Source organism: Microbacterium sp. 2RAF4 (genome assembly GCF_052115285.1).
In the GTDB taxonomy this organism is placed as follows: Bacteria; Actinomycetota; Actinomycetes; order Actinomycetales; family Microbacteriaceae; genus Microbacterium; species Microbacterium oxydans.
Window position 1 is genome coordinate 1,392,101 of sequence record NZ_JBFRGI010000002.1, and the last position, 15,839, is coordinate 1,407,939.

The 15,839-nt window shown below is 69.1% G+C and carries 20 protein-coding genes; 5 read left to right on the forward strand and 15 right to left on the reverse strand.

The window, feature by feature from the left end; genetic code table 11:
* Positions 1-16 precede the first annotated feature (16 nt).
* The 10 genes from AB4070_RS11145 to AB4070_RS11190 form a co-directional block, all read right to left on the reverse strand.
* Entirely contained in the window at positions 17-631 is a 615-nt protein-coding gene (locus AB4070_RS11145; protein WP_441980148.1) for a hypothetical protein, read from the reverse strand.
* Positions 628-1,212: a DUF6286 domain-containing protein gene (locus AB4070_RS11150; protein ID WP_441980149.1), complete on the reverse strand. Its 585-nt coding sequence runs from the start codon at positions 1,210-1,212 to the stop codon at positions 628-630. Before AB4070_RS11150 ends, AB4070_RS11145 begins: the two co-directional genes overlap by 4 nt.
* Positions 1,209-1,601, reverse strand: a complete 393-nt coding sequence (locus AB4070_RS11155) for a hypothetical protein (protein ID WP_441980150.1) — start codon at positions 1,599-1,601, stop codon at positions 1,209-1,211. Before AB4070_RS11155 ends, AB4070_RS11150 begins: the two co-directional genes overlap by 4 nt.
* The gene (locus AB4070_RS11160; protein WP_441980151.1) at positions 1,601-1,789 is read right to left on the reverse strand and encodes a DUF2273 domain-containing protein; all 189 of its coding nucleotides are present in this window, start codon (positions 1,787-1,789) and stop codon (positions 1,601-1,603) included. Before AB4070_RS11160 ends, AB4070_RS11155 begins: the two co-directional genes overlap by 1 nt.
* The gene (locus AB4070_RS11165) at positions 1,786-2,304 is read right to left on the reverse strand and encodes an Asp23/Gls24 family envelope stress response protein (protein WP_441980152.1); all 519 of its coding nucleotides are present in this window, start codon (positions 2,302-2,304) and stop codon (positions 1,786-1,788) included. Before AB4070_RS11165 ends, AB4070_RS11160 begins: the two co-directional genes overlap by 4 nt.
* 152 nt (positions 2,305-2,456) lie before the next feature.
* Positions 2,457-3,092, reverse strand: coding sequence for a DUF1684 domain-containing protein (locus AB4070_RS11170; protein WP_441980153.1), 636 nt, complete (start codon positions 3,090-3,092; stop codon positions 2,457-2,459).
* 39 nt (positions 3,093-3,131) lie between these two features.
* Positions 3,132-4,052, reverse strand: coding sequence for a LysR family transcriptional regulator (locus AB4070_RS11175; RefSeq protein ID WP_441980154.1), 921 nt, complete (start codon positions 4,050-4,052; stop codon positions 3,132-3,134).
* A gap of 52 nt (positions 4,053-4,104) precedes the next feature.
* On the reverse strand, positions 4,105-4,884 hold the full coding sequence (locus tag AB4070_RS11180; RefSeq protein ID WP_441980155.1) for an SDR family NAD(P)-dependent oxidoreductase: 780 nt from the start codon (positions 4,882-4,884) through the stop codon (positions 4,105-4,107).
* A 147-nt stretch (positions 4,885-5,031) separates the two neighbouring features.
* Entirely contained in the window at positions 5,032-5,847 is an 816-nt protein-coding gene (locus AB4070_RS11185; RefSeq protein WP_441980156.1) for a sugar nucleotide-binding protein, read from the reverse strand.
* Positions 5,848-5,857: 10 nt separating this feature from the next.
* On the reverse strand, positions 5,858-6,319 hold the full coding sequence (locus AB4070_RS11190; RefSeq protein WP_441980157.1) for a MarR family winged helix-turn-helix transcriptional regulator: 462 nt from the start codon (positions 6,317-6,319) through the stop codon (positions 5,858-5,860).
* 115 nt (positions 6,320-6,434) lie between these two features.
* Here AB4070_RS11190 and AB4070_RS11195 point away from each other — a divergent pair, with 115 nt between their 5' ends.
* Positions 6,435-7,631: an MFS transporter gene (locus tag AB4070_RS11195; protein ID WP_441980158.1), complete on the forward strand. Its 1,197-nt coding sequence runs from the start codon at positions 6,435-6,437 to the stop codon at positions 7,629-7,631.
* Positions 7,632-7,711: 80 nt separating this feature from the next.
* Here AB4070_RS11195 and AB4070_RS11200 read toward each other — a convergent pair whose 3' ends face one another.
* Entirely contained in the window at positions 7,712-8,362 is a 651-nt protein-coding gene (locus AB4070_RS11200; RefSeq protein ID WP_441980159.1) for an MIP/aquaporin family protein, read from the reverse strand.
* A 239-nt stretch (positions 8,363-8,601) separates the two neighbouring features.
* Between AB4070_RS11200 and AB4070_RS11205 the strand changes: the two genes are divergently transcribed.
* Together AB4070_RS11205 and AB4070_RS11210 are read left to right on the forward strand one after the other, a co-directional pair.
* Positions 8,602-9,987: an APC family permease gene (locus AB4070_RS11205; protein ID WP_441980160.1), complete on the forward strand. Its 1,386-nt coding sequence runs from the start codon at positions 8,602-8,604 to the stop codon at positions 9,985-9,987.
* A complete protein-coding gene (locus AB4070_RS11210) occupies positions 9,974-10,189 on the forward strand; it encodes a multidrug transporter (RefSeq protein ID WP_441980161.1) in 216 nt (71 codons plus the stop codon). Before AB4070_RS11205 ends, AB4070_RS11210 begins: the two co-directional genes overlap by 14 nt.
* A gap of 16 nt (positions 10,190-10,205) precedes the next feature.
* Here the strand turns inward: AB4070_RS11210 and AB4070_RS11215 are convergent, their stop codons facing one another.
* The 3 genes from AB4070_RS11215 to AB4070_RS11225 form a co-directional block, all read right to left on the reverse strand.
* Positions 10,206-10,799, reverse strand: coding sequence for an isochorismatase family protein (locus tag AB4070_RS11215; protein WP_441980162.1), 594 nt, complete (start codon positions 10,797-10,799; stop codon positions 10,206-10,208).
* A gap of 93 nt (positions 10,800-10,892) precedes the next feature.
* Entirely contained in the window at positions 10,893-11,909 is a 1,017-nt protein-coding gene (gene corA / locus AB4070_RS11220; protein ID WP_046748637.1) for a magnesium/cobalt transporter CorA, read from the reverse strand.
* A 26-nt stretch (positions 11,910-11,935) separates the two neighbouring features.
* A complete protein-coding gene (locus AB4070_RS11225; protein WP_441980163.1) occupies positions 11,936-13,228 on the reverse strand; it encodes a serine hydrolase domain-containing protein in 1,293 nt (430 codons plus the stop codon).
* 96 nt (positions 13,229-13,324) lie between these two features.
* On the opposite strand from AB4070_RS11225, the gene AB4070_RS11230 reads away from it, so the two are divergent.
* Together AB4070_RS11230 and AB4070_RS11235 are read left to right on the forward strand one after the other, a co-directional pair.
* Entirely contained in the window at positions 13,325-13,639 is a 315-nt protein-coding gene (locus AB4070_RS11230; protein WP_441980164.1) for a DUF2470 domain-containing protein, read from the forward strand.
* A 62-nt stretch (positions 13,640-13,701) separates the two neighbouring features.
* On the forward strand, positions 13,702-14,349 hold the full coding sequence (locus tag AB4070_RS11235; protein WP_441980165.1) for a heme oxygenase (biliverdin-producing): 648 nt from the start codon (positions 13,702-13,704) through the stop codon (positions 14,347-14,349).
* A gap of 7 nt (positions 14,350-14,356) precedes the next feature.
* Here the strand turns inward: AB4070_RS11235 and AB4070_RS11240 are convergent, their stop codons facing one another.
* Entirely contained in the window at positions 14,357-15,751 is a 1,395-nt protein-coding gene (locus tag AB4070_RS11240) for an ATP-dependent DNA helicase (protein ID WP_179516076.1), read from the reverse strand.
* Between the last annotated feature and the right edge of the window lie 88 nt (positions 15,752-15,839).

Below are 15,839 nucleotides of genomic sequence, written 5' to 3' on the forward strand. Positions count from 1 at the left end.
TGCGGAGAGGGTCCGGTCAGGAGAGCCGACGCTGGTCGTGGGCGAGTCGGGCCCGCAGGCTCGTGTGCACCGAGACGAAGGTGTCGGTGTCGCGCCCCGTCAGCACGGCGAGGTTGGCGAGGAGGCGATCGACGTGGTCGACGAGCTCTCGCGGATCGGTGTTCTGACGCGGCGTGACGGCCACGTGCAGCACGGGGCGGCGACGGATGTCGTTGGCGGTGACCTGCGCGGACAGAACCTCATCGCGGGTGGTGAGGGAGTTCTTCACGGCGTCGGAGACGAACGATTCGTTCACGGTCACGCGACCCAGCGGGTTCTGCGCTCCGCTGGAACGCAGAACCGTCTTCGACCGACGCCCCGCGATGCTCGTGAGCGCGAGGATCAGCAGCACGATGACGACCACGATCGCGACGACCGCGCCGATGCCGATCCACGACAGGCCGCCACCGGCGATCGCCGTCGCGGCGATGGCCTGGTCGAGCCAGGACCGGGCATCCTTGCCCGCCGCGGTCCAGATGTCCGACAGGGTGGGCCAGCTCATGATGGCGATGCCCACCGCACCGAGGGCGAGGAACAGCAGTCCGATGACCAGCAGCAGGATGCGGTTCAATGCGCGATTCGTGTTGTTCACAGCTCGTCTTCCTTCTCGGTGGGACGCTCGATGCGCACCCGGGTGCGCACCTTGTCGGTCAGCCGGTAGGTCTGCAGCTCCGCTTCGGCCGCTGACTGCACATCGGCCTTGTCCAGCGGCACTCCGATGCCGGGGCGCACGGTCACGTCGACGGTGCGGTGTCCGACACCGACGGTGATGCTGTCGCGGGTGAGACCCGTCTCCTCGGCGAGGTGCTGGGCCAGGGCGCTGGCGATCACGCCGTTGTCGACGACGACCGCGCGTCCACCCGCATCGAGGACATGCCTCGACAGGCGTCCCGGTGTGATGGCGAGCACGATGAAGACCAGTCCGATGAGGGCGAGCACGACGCTGCCGGCGATCACGAGACCGGCGGGCTGCGCCGTGGGCACGCCGATCAGCCAGCCCGCCGCTGCAGCAGGACCGACCAGGAGGGCGGGCTGGGCGGCGAGGCTCAGCACGATCTCGAGTCCGATGTACGCGAGGGCGAGGATGAGCAGGACGACTGCGACGAACATCGCGACGGTTCGCGGCGAGTGCGTCTCGCGTCGGATGACGCGGCGCAGGACCGGGGTGCTCATTGCACTCGTCTCCTTTCCGGGATGACGGCACCGGTGACGGTGAGGTTGATGCGGATGACGTTGCGTCCGAGGATCGTGCTCAGGTTCTGCTGCAGCTGTTCCTGCAGTTCGCGTGCCCGTTCCAGGACGGGCACGGCCCGAGCGATCGCTGCCGTGTCGTCCAGGCTCGGGACGGGGAGGGGCGTGGCGATGCGCACGGTGACCCCGCGCGGGTGCTCCGCGACATCGACCTTCACGTCGCTGCGAGGCACCCCGATCAACGTCGCGGACGCCTTCTCGGTGACGGTGCGGTAGACGCGGTCCTTCACCTCGACGCGACCACGGAGGGCGGCCCCGCCGGCGGCGGCTCCGGAGAGCGCGCCGCCGGCGATGTGCTGGTCGGCACCCATCAGGAGGTACGCCGCCCGGTGAAGACGTCGGCGAGTCCGCGGACGTCGAGCTTGCCGGAGGCGATCCGGCCGACGAGCGCCCCGATGCCCGCGAAGAGAGCCATGAGGAGGAATCCCCAGAACCCGAACAGCAGGGCGGCGAGGGCCAGCAGTGCGCCGATCACGGCGCCGACCGTTGTGGCGCTCATGAGACGCGCGACTCCTCGTTGTCGTCGCTGTCGTCGCCGGGCACGTGCACGTCGTTGACCTCGACGTTGACCTCGACGACCTCGAGACCGACCAGACGGCTGATCGCACCGGCGACAGCGGCACGGACGTTGTTGGCGACGTCCTGGATCGGCGCCGGGTACTCGACGACGATGGTCAGGTCGGCCGCTGCCTGCGTGTCGCCGACCTCGACCTTCACGCCCTGCGCGAGGTCGGTCGCGTTGATCACGTCACGGATGGCGCCGAAGGCGCGTGCACCGCCGCCACCGAGGGCGTAGACGCCGGCGACCTCACGCGCGGCGATGCCGGCGACCTTGGCCACGACACCGTCGGCGATGGTGGTCTTGCCCGCGGCGTTCTCGTCGGCGGGGACGCGCGAAGAGGAGAATCCGCTCGACCGGTCGACGCGCGACGCGGGAGCGCCGGCGGCCTTCGGAGCGGCCTGTGCGAGCTCCTTCTCGGCCGGAGCGGGGGTGGTCTGGTCCTGGTTTGCCATGAGGTGTCCCATCTCGATCTGAAGACCGGTCGCGGGTCCCGTGTGGAACTCCCGCCGGGAGCGAAACGCTCGCTCGGAGATAGGACGGATGCGCCGGCGGAATCGTCACAAAGTCGTTTCCGCACCGCCCGGGCAACCCGCGGAGGGGGCTCTCAGGCGCCGGAACCGCCGTACATCTCGCCGACGGGGACCGGAACGGAGAGCACGTTGCCGGGTTGCGCGAGCGGGCACGCCCAGGCCGGGTCATAGGCGCAGGAGGGGTTGTAGGCGAAGTTGAAGTCGAGCACGATCGTGCCGCGCTCCGCAGCGGACCCGAGATCGGCGCCCTTGATCGTGTCGATGAGATAGCGTCCGCCACCGTAGGTCCCGCCGCTGCCCCCGGCGAGCGCATCGCGCACGGGCACGAAGAGCCCGCCGCCGTAGGTGGTCAGCCGCCACACGTCGAGCGACCCCGCATCCGGCACCTCCACGCGCCCGACCCGCTCGAACGGCACGATGCCGTCGGTGCCGGTCGCGAAGTCGAACCCACCGGGGTCGGCGGGGAGGACCGGCAGCTCGAAGCGCCAGTGCGCGTCGTACGAGGCGATCGGCAGCCCCTCGAACAGCGCTCGGTCTTCGGGCAGCAGCGGCGTCGCCGGGTGGTGGAGCATCAGGTCGTCGCGCTCGATCCGCCAGAGTTCGTGTGCCTCCTCCGCGGAGTCGGCGCCGCGCACGGCGTCGTACAGGGCGAACACCCGGCGCCGCCAGTCGACGACCTCGAGGGCGGTGCGTGCAGGTGCGCTGGTCATGCCCTCAGGCTAGACGCCCTCGACGAGAATCCGGTCGGATCAGCTCGCGCCGTCGCGCGCCGCCTCCGGCTGCGGTCGGTGCAGACGTTCGGCGAGTTCGGCGAGTTCGGTGGCGAGCTCCGACCTCGGGTCCCAGACCGCCTCGTAGAAGATCTCCACCGGTTCCCCCTCATCGTCCACGACCGCTCGCCGCTCCACGCTCGCAGCCGAGACCTTCGATCCAGGGAGCAGTGCGACCCCGAGGCCGATGCCCGACCAGTCCTCGAGCACGCGATAGCTGGCCGCCTCGCCCGCGTAGGTCCGCACCGGAACGGAGTCGGCATCCAGCAGGTCGCGGGTGAACGTCGTGAGACCGCAGGTGTCTGGCATGAGGATCAGCTCCGCCCCCGCGAGATCGCGCACTCCGACGGGCCCCTGCTCCCGGCCCGGCGCACCGATGAGCACGACCGGCTCCGCATCGATCACGCGGTGCGTGTAGCGCGGCATCGGGCCGACCGAGGGGATCACGATGATGTCGAGGTCGCCCGCGGCGAGTCCCTCGCGCAGGTCTGCCATGTTGGCCTCGCGCAGGATCAACTGGCGGGGCGTCACCGTCGAGGAGAGACAGCACACGGCTCCGTAGGCGTCTGCCACCACTCGACGGTCCACCAGCGGCGAGATCCCCATCCGGATCCCCGACGTCGACGGTGCCGTCCAGCGGTTCGCCTCGGCGGAGACCTCGTCCATCGCCCCCAGCGCACGATGGACGAGGGGAAGGACCGCCAGACCGAAGGCGGTCGGGCGCACTCCTCGAGTGGAGCGGAGGAACAGCTGCTCTCCGAAGTACTCCTCCAGCTTGGCGATGCTGGCCGACAGCGCGGGCTGGGTGACCCCGAACGCCCGTGCCGCTGCGCTGAAAGACCCGGTCTCCCCCACGGCCTGCGCGTAGCGCAGCCCCTCGATGGTCATCCGCTCGGCCATAGATCCTCGCTATCGCTCTCCGCCTGCGACGGTCCTCCCATTCTCCCCGACGTCAGTGGCGTCCGGCCATGACCCCGCCATCCGCATTCCAGACCGCTCCGGTCACCCAGCCCGCGCGATCCGACAACAGGAAGGAGGCGACCTCGGCGATGTCCTCCGGCGTTCCCACCCTCCCCAGGGGGTGGAAGCCGTCGAAGCCGCTGACCACCTCGTCCACCTGATCCTTCGGGATGAATCCCTCGTAGATCGGTGTGCGCACCACGGCCGGCGCCACGGCATTCGCGCGGATGCCCGCGGAGGCGAGCTCGATCGCGAGATGCTGCGTCAGCGCGTGCAGGCCGGCCTTGGCCATCGAGTACGCCGATGACGGGGTCGCGGCGATCGCCTGATGGGCCCACATCGAGCCCAGGGTGACGATGGAGCCGCCGCGCCCGGCGGCGATCATGCCCCTGACCACCGTCTGCGTGACGAGGAAGGTCGAGCGATTGAGGTCGTGATAGCCGTCATAGTCCGCGACGGTGTGCTCCAGGAAGGGCTTGGGCGCGAACACCCCCGCGGCGTTGACGAGCAGATTCGCGTCGGAATGCTCCGCCGCCAAGGCGTCCTGGAGCGCCTGCACGTCGTCACGGCTGGTGAGGTCGGCCGCGATCGCGGAGACCACGGTCCCGTGCGCGGCGATCGCCGCCTGCGCCGCGCTCAGCTTCGCCTCCTCGCGGCCGATCAGCACGATGTCGCCGCCCCCTCGTGCGACGACGTCGGCGATGGCGTGCCCCATGCCGCTGCTGCCGCCCACGACGATGAGCTTGTCTCCGCGGAAGTCGTTCTCGGTCACTGTCGTCAATCCTCTGTTCGTCCGGTTCTCCGGGTTCTCCGGAGGAGCAACGCTACGGATCGAGGCGGTGTCGCAGTAGAGGATCGATGCTCATGGGGACATAAGCATCATTTATGGCCGAAGAAGCGCGCCAAGGCGGGCACCCCGTCAGGCGGTGTCGACCATCCGCGCGTAGCCCGACGCGTACGTCGGGTGTTCGAGGCCACCGAGGAGGGAGAGCAGCAGAGTCCCGTCGTACACGACGCCGCGCGGTCCGGTCGGCCCCGAATCCGGCGGCACCTGCGCATTCAGCCGTGCGGCGAGGAAGCGCACCACGTCTCCGAGTCGAGCAGGGCCCTGGTCGACGGCATGCAGCACGCGAGGCGGGTCGTCCATCCGCAGCAGCAGATCGAGGGTGCGCACGAGGTCGCTCTCGTGGATGCGGTTCGTGCGACGGGAGTGATCGACGGCCGCGCCCTCGCGCACCTTCCGCACCAGGAAGTCCCGCCCGGGCCCGTAGATGCCGGCCGGGCGCACGACGACGGCGTCGAAGAGCTGCACCGCGGCCCTCTCGCCATCGACGAGTCCGCGCGATCGCGGTGTCGTCGGCGCCGGCTCGTCTTCCTCCGTCAGAGGATGATCGGGATCCGCCCCCTCGAACACACCCGTCGAGGAGACGAAGACCGCCCGGGTGGGAGGCTCCGGGAGGGCGCGCGCGAGGTGCCCCAGAGCCGTGCGGTAGGAGGTCTCGGCATCGCCGGGCGGCAGCGTGACGAGCACCGCGTCGACCCGTTCGAGAGGAGCCGGCAACGGATGCGCCAGGTCGGCGGCGATACCCTCCACCCCGTCGGGAAGTGCTCCCTCGGTGCGTCGGAGGGCGATCACCTCCTCACCACGGGCGAGAAGCAGCGGCGCGAGGCGGGTGGCGAGCTTGCCGTAGCCGACGAGGAGGGTTCGGCGGGGGGCCGGATCGAGAGCGCTCACCGAGATCCGCTCAACCGGCGGTCAGCACAGGGAGTGCGACCCCGTGCAGCGCATCGACCACGGGAGCGAGCTCGGGTTGCGACGCCGCTTCCTCCAGCACCTGCGCGAGCGCCGCATCGTGGATAGGGTGCGCGCGTTCATACAGCTCGCGGCCGGCGGGAGTGAGTTCGGTGTAGATGCCGCGACGGTCGTCGGCGCAGAGGATGCGCGTGAGGAGGCCTCGATCCTCCAACCGGTTCACCAGTCGCGTGGTGGCGCTGGGGCTCAGGGCTGCCGCACGGGCGAGCTGCTGCATGCGCATGTGCCACCCGTCCTGGCGATCGAGGGCATCGAGCACGGTGTACTCGACCACGGAGAGCTCGACGGTCTCACCCAGGCGCCGCTCGAGAGCGGTCTCGATCAGCCCGTGCAGCGCGGCGAGCGTCCGCCACCCCTGAGCGCGCACCTCGACGGCGTCGTCACCGATTCCCATGGCCACCCTCCGCGATAGTTGCTTGCGCCGGATACTTGCGTATGCAATCATTATCCTTCGACGCGCAATATGCCGCGTCTGCAAACATTCCCTCCAATCTATCAGGAGAATCGTCATGCCTCTAGGACTGATCGCCCTCGCCATCGGGGCGTTCGGCATCGGACTCACCGAGTTCGTGATCATGGGCCTGCTCCCCGACGTCGCCCGAGACTTCGGGGTCACCGAGTCGGCTGCCGGCTGGCTCATCTCCGGCTACGCACTCGCTGTCGTCGTCGGCGCACTCGTGCTCACCGCGGCGGCGACCCGGTTGCCCCGCAAGCCCGTGCTGCTCGGTCTGATCGTGCTCTTCATCATCGGCAACGTGCTCACCGCGCTCGCCGACGACTACGGCACAGCGATGGTCGGCCGCATCGTCGCCGCCCTCTGCCACGGTGCCTTCTTCGGCATCGGCTCGGTGGTCGCCGCCGGCCTGGTCGCCCCTGAGAAGAAGGCCGGCGCGATCGCGATCATGTTCACCGGCCTCACCGCCGCGAACGTCTTCGGAGTACCGTTCGGCACCTTCCTCGGCCAGGAGCTGGGATGGCGCTCGACCTTCTGGGCGATCTCGGGCATCGGCGTGCTGGCCTTCTTCGGCATCGCTCTGCTCGTGCCGCGCCTCCCCCGCCCCACGGAACAGGTGAGCCTCCGCGGGGAGCTGGCGGCGTTCCGTTCGGGACAGGTCTGGTTCTCGCTCGTCGTCACGATCCTCGCCTTCGGCGGGATGTTCGGCGCCTTCACCTACATCGCCTACACGCTGACCGAGGTGAGCGGATTCGCGTCCTCCGCCGTGCCCTGGCTGCTGGTGCTCTTCGGCGCCGGCCTCGTGCTCGGCAACTGGCTGGGCGGACGCCTCGCCGACCGTGCGATCGACCGCACTCTCCTGATCTTCATCGCCGCTCTCGTCGTCGTCCTCGCCGTGTTCGCGATGTCGGCGCAGTCCGGCATCGCGACGACCATCGCCCTGTTCCTGATGGGCGGCTTCGGATTCGGCACCGTCCCCGGGCTGCAGAGCCGTGTCATGAAGTACGCCGGAGGCGCTCCGACCCTCGCCTCCGGGGCCAACATCGGCGCGTTCAACGTCGGCAATGCACTCGGCGCCTGGGCGGGCGGACTCGGCATCTCCGCAGGACTCGGCTACACCTCCCCGATCTGGCTGGGCGCGATCCTCACCGCCATCGCCCTGATCGTGATGGTCGTCGCCGCCGCGCGTGCGCGGAGCACCGCGACCCGCGAGGCGACCCCCACCGCGACCACCTCCGTGTCCGTCGGCTGAAACGCGCCCGGATGCTCGCCGCCCCACGCAGAAGCGCCGCACCCCGGAGAGGATGCGGCGCTTCGTGCATGCAGCGGTGGTTACTCCGCGGCGGCGATCTTCTTGGCGTCGTCCGTGTTGAGCACGCGGAACAGGATCGCCGCGATCACGGCACCGATGACCGGGGCGACGATGTAGAGCCACAGCGAGCTCCATGCGAAGTGGCCGCTCACCGAGAGGCCGAGTGCGACGGCGGGGTTGAAACCACCACCCGAGATCGATCCGACGGTCGCCGCACCGACGAACACCGTCGCTCCGATCGCGAGCCCGTAGAACGAGTTGCCGGCGGTGTCCTTCGACGTGGCCGTGTTGAGCACGACCCACACCAGGATCAGCGTGAAGAGTGCCTCGACCAGGAACGCCGGGCCGACCTCGATGACCATGGCCTTCTCGCCCGCCGGCCACACGGACATGCTGACGAGCGCAGCGACCGCACCACCGACGAACTGGGCGATGAGGTAGCTGATGAAGTCGACGACGCTGAGGCCGCCGCGCAGGAAGACACCGACCGAGACGGCCGGGTTGAGGTGAGCACCGGAGATGTGACCCGTCGAGAACACGAGCACCATCAGGGTGAAACCGATCGCGAGCGGGGTCAGCGGGCTGTCGCTGTTCACTGCCGCGATGATCGCGAGGACGAAGAGGAAGGTGGCGATCGCTTCTGCGAGCGCCTTGCGTGCGGTACCGGTCATGAGAGAGCCCCTTGTCTTGGGAGTTCGAGAGAGGAAGCCCGCGCATCCGGCCGGTCCGCCCCTCGTGCGGCACCGAGGATATCGCCGCGCCGTGCGCGAATCCGGGAGCCGCGCGGACTTTCTGTGAATCCGCTGAGTGCTCTGGGCGGAGACGCGGAAGACGGCCGCCTGCTCCGTCGTCCGGTCCTGCCATGTCAACCCCGTGGTCGGACCGTTGCGCGCCCGTTTAGCCTGCTGGCATGACCACCGAGACCGCGCCTCAGGCTGAATCCCCGACCCGCCTGCGGAGAGCGATCACCGGCCCCCTCCTGTTCGCGTTCATCCTCGGCGATGTGCTGGGTGCGGGCATCTACGCGCTGATGGGCGTGCTCTCCGAGAAGGTCGGGGGGATGCTGTGGGCCCCGCTGCTCCTGGCATTGCTGCTCGCCATGCTCACGGCCGGATCGTATGCCGAGCTCGTGACCAAGTACCCTCGCGCTGGAGGCGCTGCAGTGTTCGCGGAGCGCGCGTTCCACAGCCCCCTCGTCTCGTTCCTGGTGGGGTTCAGCATGCTCGCGGCGGGCGTGACCAGCGCGGCCGGACTCGCCATCGCGTTCGCCGGAGACTACCTGGGCACCTTCCTCGACCTGCCCACCATCCCGGTGGCGATCGCCTTCCTCGCACTCGTCGCCCTCCTCAACGCCCGCGGAATCCGCGAATCCATGGGGGCCAACCTCGTGATGACCGCGATCGAGCTCAGCGGCCTGGTGATCGTGATCGCCGTGGTGGCGGTCTTCTTCTTCGGCGGTGGCGGCGATGCCTCCCGCACCGTCGAGGGCCCTGAGGGGACCGGCGTCGCCATCGCCGTGCTGTCCGGAGCGGTCATCGCCTACTACTCCTTCGTGGGGTTCGAGACCTCCGCCAACATGATCGAAGAGGTGAAGAACCCGCGTCGCACGTATCCCCGCGCCCTGTTCGGAGCCCTCATCACCGCTGGCGCCGTCTACATCCTGGTGGGACTCGCGAGCTCGATCGCACTGCCGCCCGCCGAGCTGCAGGAGTCGAGCGGCCCGCTGCTGGCCGTGGTCGAGGCGACGGGAGCGGGCATCCCGTCGTGGCTGTTCAGCCTGATCGCGCTCGTCGCCGTGGCCAACGGCGCCCTGCTCACGATGATCATGGTCAGCCGTCTCACCTACGGCATGGCAGAGCAGGGGCTGCTTCCCGCCGCTCTCGGACGGGTGCTCCCGAAGCGCAGGACCCCGTGGGTCGCGATCCTCACCACCACCCTCGTGGCCATGGGTCTGACACTCGTCGGCGATCTGGCCACCCTCGCCGAGACCGTGGTGCTGCTGCTCCTCGTCGTCTTCCTGAGCGTCAACGTCTCCGTGCTGGTGCTGCGTCGCGACCGCGTCGAGAACGACCACTTCCGTGTCTGGACCTTCGTCCCCGTGCTCGGTATCGGCTCCTGCATCCTGCTGCTCACCCAGCAGCGACCGGCCGTCTGGCTCTTCGGGGCGATCCTGCTCGCGATCGGCGGCGTTCTCTACGCGCTGGCGCGCTGGAGCAGAAGACATGCGGACAAGATGAACACCTCTTCCGGCGGAGAGCCCGCCGGCGACCAGAAGGAGACCCATGAGCACGCCTAAACCCACGTCGGACGACGAGATGACGAGCGCGGAGAAGCGACACGATCAGCTGACGTCCGCCCCTGACGCCACGGAGGCCGACGCCGCCCCCCGCATCGAGGTCACCGAGCACGACGGCAACACCCGCATCGACATCGCCCCCGAGGCGCCGGTGCGTCCGGGTCCAGGACCCGGCATGCCCGAGGCCGACCCCGAGGACTGAGGCCCCCTGGTCGGGGTCACCGCGCGGCGGGCGCCTCACCCACGGGTGCGCTCGTCCGCTCCCGCGTGCTCCCGATCGTCGCGAACCCGCGGGCGGCGAGGATGCTCTCGGTGCGTCGCATGATGTCCTCCCCCGACACCGCCGCCAGAGCGCCCGCCGCCGGGATCGACGACGTGGTGGTGGCGTCGGTGATGAACTCGACCTCGAAGCCGAGGTCGGCCGCCACCCGCGTCGTCGTCTCGCAGCACTGCTCGGTGCGGATGCCGCACACCACCAGCCGGCGGATACCGTCGCGGCGCAGCCTCTCCTCCAGGTCGGTCGACGCGAAAGCGTTGATGGTGGTCTTCGTCAGGGCCGGCTCCGACGCGAGAGGTTCGAGAGCATCGATCACACGCACGAACCCGTTGACCGGGTCGAACACGCCGCCCGAACCGGGCTCGGAGTGGGTGATCCAGACGACCTCGTCCCCCGCGAGACGGGCATGCGCGACGAGGAGCGCGATGTTCTCGAGCACGGAGGGATTCGCGGTGCTCGCCCAGTCCTCGGCGCGCTGACGGAACGACTCCTGTGCATCGATGACGAGCAGGGCGGTGTCGGAATGAGCGTTCATCCGCTCATCGTCGCCGGTGCCGGGCCCGTCGGCAAGAAGAGGAAACGTCGCCGAGCATACGATTCCGGACAGCTCCGACCGCCGCGACGGCGCCTAGAGCCAGCCCTTGCGCTTGAACGCGGCGTAGAGGCCGAAGCCCAGAGCGACCATCATCGCGATCGCCATGGGGTACCCGAGCAGCCAGTGCAGCTCGGGCATGTGGTCGAAGTTCATGCCGTAGATCGTGCCGACGAGCGTCGGGGCGAACAGGATGGCCGCCCACCCCGAGATCTTCTTGACCTCGTCGTTCTGACGGATGCTGAGCTCCGTCATCCGCCGCATCTCCTCGTTCTGGCGACGGGCGACGATGGTCGACTCCACCGTGAGCGCGTTATCGAGCACGGTGCGGAATGTGGTCGCGCGGTCGCTCACGCGCAGGGTGTGATCCAGCACGTCGCGAAGGTAGCGGCGCAGCTCCTCGCCCACCTCGTACTTGTCGGACCCGCGCAGGAGCGCCTCGAGCATTCCCGACAGCGGCTGCGTTGCGCGCTGGAAGTCGATGACCTCCCTGCCCAGGTCGTAGATGCGCTGCGTGGCATCGGTGTCCTCCTCGAACAGCTGACTCTCGATCTCGTCGATGTCGTTCTCGAGTCCGGCGAGCACGGGCGTGTACTCGTCGACGACCTCGTCGAGGATGGCGTAGAGCACGGCCTCCGGACCGTGGGAGAGGAGCGCGGGGTCGGCTTCCAGGCGCCGACGGACACGACCGAGATCGGGGGCCTCCGCGTGCCGGATCGTCACGACGAAATCCGGGCCGACGAGGACGTGCACCTCGCCGAACTCGACCTCTTCGACGTCGTCGAGATAGCGGGCAGGTCGCAGCACCATGAACAGCACGTCGCCGTAGCGCTCGAGCTTGGCGCGCTGATGACCGGAGAGGGCGTCCTCCACGACGAGCGCATGGATGCCGAACTCGTCGGCGACCTCGCGGATCTCCTCCTCGCTCGGCCGGTAGAGGCCTATCCAGCCCATGCCGCCGCGCTCGCGCATGCGCTCGAAGGTCTCGCTGAGCGTCACCGGGTTCTCGGTGCGAACGCCATCCACGTAGATCGCATTGTCGATGATCGCCATCGTCGTGCCTGCTGCTCAGACCCGGATCACTCGGCAGCGGGCGGGGCCACGCAAGGGAGCGCGGCCTCGGCCGTGCCCTGGTGGTACTGCTCCGCCGTGAACGGCAGCCCGAACTCCGGTGCCGTCTGACCCGCGGCTGCCGGAGCCTTCGACGCGATGGCGGCGAGCTCCCACGAGAGCTGCTGGGCGAACAGCGCTCCCCCCGTGGAGTCGTTGAGCACGACGGCCACGGTGAAGCCGGTCGCCGGGTCGGAGTATGCCGCGGTGGCGTAACCCGGGGTCCACCCGTGCTGGCCGATCATCGAGCCGACGAGATAGGCTCCACCGGTGGCCTGGTACCACGACGGTGCGCCGTCTCTGGCCGGCAACGGGTCGCCGAAGCGGTCCGGCTTGTCCTTCGTGCGCAGCGCCTGCTGGGCCTCGGCCTGCGCATAGCGGCCGAGATCGGTGATGGTCGACACGACGCCCGAATCGGTGAAGCCGGTGCTCGACGACAGCGTGGTGATGTCGACGGGTGCCGCGCAGTCGTATCCACCCTCGACGGCGTTCAGGAAGTGCCCGTTCAGGGCCTCCCCGCTTCCCGGCTTCCCGGGAGTCGGCCCCGGCAGCGAGGTGTCGGACAGTCCGAGCGGTTCTGTGACGTACTCCGCGATCAGTTCGGAGGCTGTCATGCCCGAGGCGCGTTCGAGGGCCAGGCCGAGCAGCAGGTAGCCGGCGTCGGAGTCGCGGAACGTCGTGTGCGGCGCGACCCGGTCGCGTGCCAGACCGAAGCCCGCGAGCTCCAGCGGGGACCACACCCGGTCGGGGGTGTTCAGCCAGGCCGACTTGACGGTCTCCTCGGACGACCCGGCGCCGCTGGTCCCGTTGCAGAGGTCGAGGAGGGTGATGCCCTCTTCGCGCATGTCCGCGACACCGGAGACGTAGTCGGCGACGTTCGCGTCGAGCTCGACCACCTTCCGGTCGGCGAGGGCGTAGAGGACGTCGCAGGTCATCAGACGGGTCACGTCCGCGATGCGGAAGGACATGTCCGTCGTCAGCTTCGCTCCGCCCTCGCGATCCTGCGTGCCGACACCCGCCACCCAGCTCCCGCTCCACGGAGCCCACACGCCGACGATCGCCCCCGACGCGCCGGACGAGACGATCGCGTTGTCGACTGCCGCCTGCATCGCGGCGACCGTGTCATCAGGGAATGCGCCGTCCACCTGCGCGGGAGGCGTGTAGGAGAAGGACTCCTCAGAAGAGCATCCGGTGAGGACGAGAGCGAGCACGGCCGCCGTCGCCGTTGCGGCGCGCCACCGGCGCGACGAGAGAAGCTGCATGGATAGAACCCCCGAAGACGTGTCTCCCGAGTCTAGAGCGCCGATGCTGAAAGTCGGCCCCGCGACGGGGTCGGAGGTCGACATAGGGTGGGGAGCGTGCCCCACACCTTCGACGCAGACGTGATCACCGCCGTCCTCCGCCACATGAACGGCGACCACACCGACGACAACCTGCTCATCGCACGAGCCTTCGCCGACACCTCGGACGCGCACATCACGGACTCCGTCATGACCGGATTCGACGGCGAGGCCGGGACATGGGACATCACCCGCGAGGGCATCGTGACCGAGTTGCGCGTGCCGTGGCCCGGCGGTCCGATCGCCGACCGCCCGTCCGTGCGCCGGGAGGTCGTGGCACTCTACGACGCCGCGTGCGCCCGCCTCGGTGTCGAACCGCGACCACACGCCTGACGACTGCGCACGCCTGACGACTCGGACTTCCCCTGAGGTAAGGCAAGCCTTACACTTGCCTCATGCCCGAGATCCTCTCCTTCTCCGCCGCCCTGCGCGAGCGTTCGTCCGGATCGCACTCCCGCAGCGAGACCGCCGGCTTCATGTCCGACCTCTTGAAGGGCGAAGGGTCTCGTGAGGACTACATCTCACTCGTCGCGCAGCACTACTTCATCTACGAGGCGCTCGAAGCCGCAGGCGACCGCATGCGCCAGGATCCCGTCGCGTCCGTCTTCATCACTGACAAGCTCACCCGGCTCCCGGCGCTCGAAGCCGACCTCGAGTTCCTGCTCGGAGCCGACTGGCGCGACCGGATCGTCGCCCTGCCGACGACGCAGCGCTACGTCGACCGCATCCGGCAGGTCGGCGCCACCTGGGCCGGCGGCTTCGTCGCGCACCACTACACCCGCTACCTCGGCGACCTGTCCGGCGGGATCTTCATCGGACGCGTGATGGCTCGCCGCTTCGGCTTCGAGACCAACGGCATCGGCTTCTACCTGTTCGACGACATCGCCGACCCCGCCGCGTTCAAGGACGTGTACCGTGAGCAGCTCGACGCCGCGCCGTGGGACGATGCCGAGCGCGAGCGCGTGATCGACGAGGTGCTGCTCGCCTACCGTTTCAACACCGAGCTGTTCGAAGACCTCGACCGCGCACGCGCCGCCGCCTGACCCGGACTTAGCTCTTCGGCAGCTCCGGCGTCGATGCCGCGAGCCAGGCATCGCGCATGAACCGACGCACGTCCTCGTCCACGCGGATGTCACGGGGGCGCAGCGGCCGCGACAGGTAGAGGCCCTCCAGCGAGGTCAGCCGGCTGAGGGCCACATACGTCTGTCCCGGTGCGAACGCTCCGGAGCCGAGGTCGATGATCGCGCGCTCGTAGGTCTTGCCCTGCGACTTGTGGATCGTGACCGCCCATGCCAGCCGCAGCGGGAACTGCGTGAACTCGGCCACCACGTCTCGGGTGAGCTTCTTGGTGTTCTGGTCGTACGCGTAGCGGAACCGTTCCCACACGGCGGGCTCGACGTCGACCTCCTCGCCGTCGATGTCGACACGGACGGCGCTTCCGAGGATGCGCACCACCGTCCCGATCGTGCCGTTGACCCAGCGCGGCGGCTCGCCCGACATCGCGGTGTCGTTGCGCAGGAACATGACCTGCGCGCCGACCTTGAGCTTCAGCTCCGACTCGGCGGGGAGCGCGGCCTCGCCCCTCCCGAAGTCTCCGCTCACCTCGGCGCGAGCGGTCTGCTCCTTGCCCGGCAGCGCGGCGAGGTGTCGGCTGTTGATGCTGTTCACGATGTCGTTGCGCGTGGCGAGCGTGATCATCGGCACTTCGCCCGGCTCGGGATCGGGCGGCGTCCGCGCGCCCTGGGTGTTGAGCACCCCGGCGATCTCGGCGGTGACGCGCCCGTAGCGGACGGCGTTCAGCATGGCTTTGAATCCGTCGTCGGACTGGCGATGGATCTGCACGAGCTCGCGCACGTGCAGTTCGGCACGCGTGTCGACAGCGAACAGGCCGTCCTGATCCGACTCGCCGGCCCCACCACCGCCTCCCGCCCATACCTTCGCATCGAAGAACCAGAACGAGCGGTAGTGGTCCTGCACGTAGCGGGCTTCGTCACCGCGCGGCGGCACGGGTGCGAGCTGGTACGGGTCGCCGAACATGACCACCTGCACGCCGCCGAACGGCTCACCCCTACGGCCCCGCGCCTGCCGCAGCGAGCGGTCGATGGCGTCCATCAGATCCGCGTTGACCATGGAGATCTCGTCGATCACGAGCGTCTCGATCGCGTTCAGGATGCGGCGGGTCGCATCGTTCTGATCGATATCCGCATCTCCGATCAGGCCGATCGGAAGTCGGAACAGCGAATGGATCGTCTGTCCCTCGACGTTGAGCGCCGCGACGCCCGTCGGCGCGCAGATCGCGATCTGCTTCTTCGTGTTCCAGGCGAAGTGCTGAAGGAGGGTCGATTTGCCTGTCCCTGCTCGCCCGGTGATGAAGACGTGTTCGCCGGTGTCCTCGATGAGCCGGAACAGCTCTTGCTGCTCCTCGGACAGGGCGGGAAGGGACACGGTTCTCACAGGGGCAGCAGATGGACAGGGCGCTCGTCCATGCTACGTCGCGGCATCGGCGCACGGCCGCCGACGCTCGGCGTCCCCC

Coding starts and splice junctions, on each gene's coding strand:
- AB4070_RS11155 (WP_441980150.1), bottom strand. CDS start 1,601: ATGGGTGCCGACCAGCACATCGCCGGCGGCGCGCTCTCCGGAGCCGCC.
- AB4070_RS11160 (WP_441980151.1), bottom strand. CDS start 1,789: ATGAGCGCCACAACGGTCGGCGCCGTGATCGGCGCACTGCTGGCCCTC.
- AB4070_RS11235 (WP_441980165.1), top strand. CDS start 13,702: ATGCCCGAGATCCTCTCCTTCTCCGCCGCCCTGCGCGAGCGTTCGTCC.
- AB4070_RS11170 (WP_441980153.1), bottom strand. CDS start 3,092: ATGACCAGCGCACCTGCACGCACCGCCCTCGAGGTCGTCGACTGGCGG.
- AB4070_RS11190 (WP_441980157.1), bottom strand. CDS start 6,319: ATGGGAATCGGTGACGACGCCGTCGAGGTGCGCGCTCAGGGGTGGCGG.
- corA (WP_046748637.1), bottom strand. CDS start 11,909: ATGGCGATCATCGACAATGCGATCTACGTGGATGGCGTTCGCACCGAG.
- AB4070_RS11225 (WP_441980163.1), bottom strand. CDS start 13,228: ATGCAGCTTCTCTCGTCGCGCCGGTGGCGCGCCGCAACGGCGACGGCG.
- AB4070_RS11215 (WP_441980162.1), bottom strand. CDS start 10,799: ATGAACGCTCATTCCGACACCGCCCTGCTCGTCATCGATGCACAGGAG.
- AB4070_RS11210 (WP_441980161.1), top strand. CDS start 9,974: ATGAGCACGCCTAAACCCACGTCGGACGACGAGATGACGAGCGCGGAG.
- AB4070_RS11175 (WP_441980154.1), bottom strand. CDS start 4,052: ATGGCCGAGCGGATGACCATCGAGGGGCTGCGCTACGCGCAGGCCGTG.
- AB4070_RS11200 (WP_441980159.1), bottom strand. CDS start 8,362: ATGACCGGTACCGCACGCAAGGCGCTCGCAGAAGCGATCGCCACCTTC.
- AB4070_RS11205 (WP_441980160.1), top strand. CDS start 8,602: ATGACCACCGAGACCGCGCCTCAGGCTGAATCCCCGACCCGCCTGCGG.
- AB4070_RS11195 (WP_441980158.1), top strand. CDS start 6,435: ATGCCTCTAGGACTGATCGCCCTCGCCATCGGGGCGTTCGGCATCGGA.
- AB4070_RS11165 (WP_441980152.1), bottom strand. CDS start 2,304: ATGGCAAACCAGGACCAGACCACCCCCGCTCCGGCCGAGAAGGAGCTC.
- AB4070_RS11150 (WP_441980149.1), bottom strand. CDS start 1,212: ATGAGCACCCCGGTCCTGCGCCGCGTCATCCGACGCGAGACGCACTCG.